5 protein-coding genes and 1 pseudogene are annotated in these 5,237 nt (G+C 30.6%); all 6 read left to right on the top strand.

From position 1 onward, the window contains the following. Window positions 1-573: 573 nt before the first annotated feature. The 6 genes and pseudogenes from ACQKIM_RS27610 to ACQKIM_RS27585 all read left to right on the top strand — a co-directional run bounded on the left by ACQKIM_RS27610 (window position 574) and on the right by ACQKIM_RS27585 (window position 4,370). Window positions 574-1,131 (top strand): GNAT family N-acetyltransferase, encoded by a 558-nt coding sequence (locus ACQKIM_RS27610; RefSeq protein WP_427550108.1) that lies wholly within the window; start codon window positions 574-576, stop codon window positions 1,129-1,131. 47 nt (window positions 1,132-1,178) lie between these two features. After that, entirely contained in the window at window positions 1,179-1,880 is a 702-nt protein-coding gene (locus ACQKIM_RS27605; RefSeq protein WP_427550106.1) for a hypothetical protein, read from the top strand. Between the two features lie 302 nt (window positions 1,881-2,182). Then, window positions 2,183-2,413, top strand: coding sequence for a hypothetical protein (locus ACQKIM_RS27600; protein WP_427550105.1), 231 nt, complete (start codon window positions 2,183-2,185; stop codon window positions 2,411-2,413). Window positions 2,414-2,553: 140 nt separating this feature from the next. Next, entirely contained in the window at window positions 2,554-3,375 is an 822-nt protein-coding gene (locus ACQKIM_RS27595; protein ID WP_427550103.1) for a hypothetical protein, read from the top strand. A gap of 290 nt (window positions 3,376-3,665) precedes the next feature. Further along, window positions 3,666-3,991 (top strand): annotated as a pseudogene (locus ACQKIM_RS27590) (GNAT family N-acetyltransferase); the annotation flags it as partial. Next, a complete protein-coding gene (locus ACQKIM_RS27585) occupies window positions 3,981-4,370 on the top strand; it encodes a YidH family protein (RefSeq protein ID WP_427550101.1) in 390 nt (129 codons plus the stop codon). The pseudogene ACQKIM_RS27590 and the gene ACQKIM_RS27585, both read left to right, overlap by 11 nt. Window positions 4,371-5,237 lie beyond the last annotated feature (867 nt).

The following is a 5,237-nucleotide window of genomic DNA, read 5'->3' as shown; positions in this document are numbered from 1 at the left end:
GTCGGAACGGAGATCAACCCCTCGTTTTGAAAAAGAGCTATACTTTTTAATTTGTCACCTTGATTTCATTGACATAATAGTATTTCAACAACATGAAGCACTTTTAAACAGTGCTTTTTATTTTTTTAGCAAATAGCACAAGTGGGGGTGATTACAAAACAAACAAATCTTGCTTTTTTGCATAACAAATAACATCCGTTAAAGGTGGTTTGTTCATCAAAAATAAGCTATAGCGTTGATTTAGATTAGAATTTTACATTTATCAAAAAGTTCACCCTTTAATAAAATAGTATTATTACTATCTAATAGATATAGCAATATCGCAGTTTTCTTGACAGATGAAGAAACAGGCATTAGTAATTAAAATAGAAGTTTGCTGAGACGTCAACATTGCTAAATCACATTTAACAAGGTATAGCTTTTTATTATGCATGAAGGCTTGGAATTTCATCTTTGAATTGCGACCCTATAAAAAGGTTGTATTTATGAACTGAATATTTTTGATAGATTCCTAAATATAATATGTTACTATAAAAAATAATGTTAATTTATGGTGTGAAAGGGGAGTTTATTATGAATATAGAGTTCGAATTTAAAGATTTTCCTAAATTTGAAACAGAACGCTTCATCTTACGAAAAGGAATAGTTAATGATTGCAAAGATATATTTGCGCTTTATTCTAATGAAAAAGTGGTTAAGTACCTTCCAATAAAACTATTTGATTCAGTTGAAGATGCAATTGATGAAATAAATTGGTATGAGAAAATTTTCAAAGAACAGATTGGCTTAAGATGGGTAATCGAAGAAGCTAAGACCAAAAAAGTGATTGGAACATGTGGTTATTTAAATTATGAAAAAGAACATAACCGCATAGAAATTGGGTATGATTTGAACCCTGAATATTGGGGGAAGGGTATTATGCAAACGGCTTTAAGTAGCATAATCCATTTTGCCTTTACGTCAATGGGGATAAATAAGATTGAGGCAAAAATAGAACCAGAAAATACATCATCTATAAGATTGTTGGAAAAATTAAATTTTTGTCAAGAAGGTGTTTTGAGACAACATGAATTTGAAAAAGGGAAGTATGTTGATCTTGTCATCTTTTCAATATTGAAAAGTGAATATTAGAAGGTTTATGAAGAAGTCATGCTCGCAACGAGTGATGGCTTTTTATTATGTCTGGAGAGGTTGAATGTGACATTAGTGCTGTCATTTTAGAGTTGTTGGCACTTATGGGTGGTTGTCTTTACATGAATTCTAAAAAAAGCATATTTTCCATTCAATTGGAGAAAATAAACCTAAATGATTTAGGGGCGATAAATTTGAACAAAAACATATTTTTTTTATTATTGTTATTAATTTTTATATCCATTAATGAAATAGTAGATGCAAAATTAAGTGATTCCCCACAACCTCTTGAAGAATTTCTTCCTGAAATAGGATATAAAACTGTAGCGTCTGCGTTAAAAGATTTTGAACAACTTTATAAAATAGAACTTAAGCTGCCACTTAGAGTACCGCCAATAAGTTTTACTCATTATTTTGGAAGATTTAATAAATTAGATGGAGATATGAATGGTGCGTTTGAAATAACAATGATAAATGACCGATTCCCTCAAAATCATTTTAAAATTGATGTTCGCCCAATTCAGTATAAAATCTCCTTTGAAAAATATATTTCAGATGTATTTAAATTGAAAGACGGAAGTAATGCAGCTTATATAGACAATTCGAAATTTGGTTTTAATATGTTAGTCTTTGAAAGAGATAATTGGCAGTATGTGTTTAGTATTGATCAAGATGCTTCTGATAAAGTAACATCTGAAGAACTTATTGAGATAGCAAATTCTATTGATTATCCAAATGGAAAATATTAATTAAACTAAAGAGGCCGCATGTGATGGGTCTTAATTGATAAAAAATCAATTGACATAACCGATTTAAAGCCGACCAAATATGTAATGGAGTGAGTATAAATGTTGAAAAATGTCAATGGAAATGGTTTTCCAAACGAAACTAATATAAGATATTATTAAACTAAAAATACAGTTTAGTTAAGAGAAATCAATTAGAAATGAGGTAGAGGATGAGGTGCCTTGTTATTTTGTTCTCAATAATAGTACCGATACTTACTTTAATCAGTTGTAATGAGAAAGATGACGATTTGGTAGGACCTAGTGTGAAATCAGATGAAGCGGAGGAAATAGCAAAGAATAATTTTAATATATCTACAATCAATAGTATTGAATTAAGACACTTAAGCAATGAGGAATTTGACAATATTCCCTTTGAAGAAGCAAAAGATAGAACACCTGTTTATTTTGTAATTCAAGGAATAGATATAACCAAAAAAGAGGTGATTGTATTCGTAAATTCAAATGAAAAAAGATTTAAATATATCAAATATTGAGTGGGGTGTTTCATTAAAGAGTGCGATTGTTCAATTAGAGCAGTCACTTCTTGTGCAAAAAGTAGCAGCTTAGCGCGATAAAGGGTGATCTTGTAAAAGTTGTCATGGTAAGATTATGGAAAACATAAGGGGCTAACTCAATGAATAAAAATTTCGGTAAATATAATGTACCACCTACACTCCAAAAATTAATTGACTTTCAAAATGTTCTAGATGACCCTGAACAAGTTTATCTTGGACTTCATTTTTATCTTTCTCTTGAGAATTTTAGATATTTTAATACACCTAGTGATGTAGTCGTATTTGGAAATATTGGTGTAGACGGTATTCACTTTGGATTCCTCACAGATTATAGTTCTGTAACTGATCTTGAAATAGCACCAATTGTTTGCATCTGTCCTATGGATTTTGAACGTCCAACTCGTATTGTTGCTAGCAATTTATGTGAATTTTTAAGAGTAAATATGACTGACAGTGAGTTGTTTTATAACCAATTTGAAAGTGAAGAGAATTATATTGCAGTTAAGAAACGGTGGAGTGAAGAAGCTACATATCAACTTTCTGAAAATGATAAATTAGTTCAGGAGAAAATATCAAAGTTATTAATTGAGAATCTACAGATACCCATTATTGACAACCCGTATCTATATGTTATAAGCATTGAACTAGATAGGCAAAGTAAAGTAAGTATTGAAACACAGGATGGACTGGGCGTTACAACTCCGCTTCTTCAAGGTGAAAAGCAAACACTATTCCAGATTCAACCGCACACAGATCCAAATTTGGAGCTATTGAAGAAATATCTTTATTCTGCACCAATTGCCTCAAGACTAGCGTTATTTAGGGATATTCAGCTTAATTATGTATTGCAAGACCATCTAGAACTACATGAAATAGTAGTGAAGGCAATGATTAATATGGGACTTACTGATGAAGCCAGACGATTATCAGGAGATATTTAAAACAGTCTTCTTGAAATTGATTGCTTTATTTGTATCAATTTGGTTATCCAACTAAAGGAGCAGCATCCGAGTGTGGAAAAGAACCAGTTTGTGTAGCAATGTGCTTCTATAAACTAGGACTCTAGTTAAATAATCCATAAGCAAGAAAAATCGACTGACATAAAAAAGGTTTGTATTTTACTAACGATTAATCTAGCTGTTAGAAGGATTATATAATCAGGTGTCGAATTTAATTTGATGAAGTTAAAGTATAGGAGCACCGATATGGAGAAATATAGTATAGAAAATAAATAAATTTTGAAGTGGCAAAAACATCATTAGAAAATTCTATCCACTGTATCACCGTCAAAGATAATGAGTAAATGGTAGGGATGGGGAGAATTGTTGGTGATGGAGCTATTTATTTTTATATTCAAGATATAGTCGTGCATCCAGATTACTAAATAATGATATTGGCAAGACGATAATGAATCTTTTGGTTAAATGCTTAAATAAGAATGCTCCAGATAAGTCGTTTGTTGGTTTGTTTGCATCACAAGGCAAGGAATCTTTATATGAATATAAATTTTACAAAATATTATTTTATAGAGGTAGTAGGTGTTACAATGCCAAATAACTCGCTAGATCAAGAAATAGATAGTAAGCAATTAAAGTATGCCCAGCAACATTTGGCCAATGAAAGAACATATTTAGCTTGGATTAGAACGGCAATTTCAATATTAGGTGTTGCCTTCTTAGCAACAAGTTTACACTTCGCTATTGGAACTGTTCGGAATTTTTGGGTGGATTTTTTATCAGCAATCATTGGTTTATTGGCATGCCTATTTGGTTTATTAATTATTTTTACAGCTACATTTAATTATTCCGCAAAAAGAAAACAAATATTAAATGAAGCGTTTATACCTTCTAATAGACATATCATTTGGATATCTTATTTTTTAATTGTTTTGATTTTGATGGTAATAATCTACTTTATAATGATTAGTTTATCGTAGGTTTTCATTGCTTGATGAAAAAGTCATAGCAGTTAATGAAATGTTTTTGCACTATCTTGAAAGGCTGTCTCAAAAAAGTTTACATTTTTGACTAATGTTTTGTATGACTCAAATAAAAAAGAATGTGAATAAATGAATAGTTTAGAAAGAGCCAATAATAGACAGTTTCAAGCAGAAAAGATTTTAAATGAATTACAATTAATAATTAATACAGAAATGGAATACTGTAGGCGACTGTTTTATAGTAGGTGCAACTGCGTATAATTTGATTGTAACCCCCGACATTGACATTGGAACATTTTGTGAAGTAGTGGACCCTCAAATTATTATGAGTGAATTAGCAATACTCACAAAAAAACAAGAACGTTTTGGAACTAAAATATAAAGATTATACAAATACAAATTTGTATGGACATTATTTTAAATTGGTTTACCAATTTGAGGGGATCGACTGGAATATTGATATGTGGTTCGGTGGTAAAACCAATACATAGGTCAATGAAATAAGCAGAGCTATTTAGTTCATAAAAAGCTAAACGTCAAAAAGGATGTTGGATTTCCATTGAAATGTAAGTGATGGTAATGATAGGATAAGTGGGTTGAGGTAAATATTTACTATATCTATTTGAATGATGGAGTGGGATATGTGCAATGCTGAAACCTATGAACATTAATACTAAGTATTTAAATGGCTCTAAAGTATAAACAGCTGAGGAGGGTTTACTAATGAAGTTTTTAGACAATAATTTTTTTATATTTATTTTGGCTTTTGTGATGTTAGTCTAAATTATGGACACAGTGAATTGGGAGTTTATAAAGTATAATAATCTTAACAATTTACTAGGAGTGTCTAAGATGACAAAACGA

Origin of the sequence: Lysinibacillus sp. NPDC047702, from assembly GCF_050272555.1 — a bacterium.
Classification (GTDB): domain Bacteria; phylum Bacillota; class Bacilli; order Bacillales_A; family Planococcaceae; genus Lysinibacillus.
Note: the sequence above shows the minus strand (reverse complement) of the source record. Positions and strands in the feature narration are given on the sequence as shown.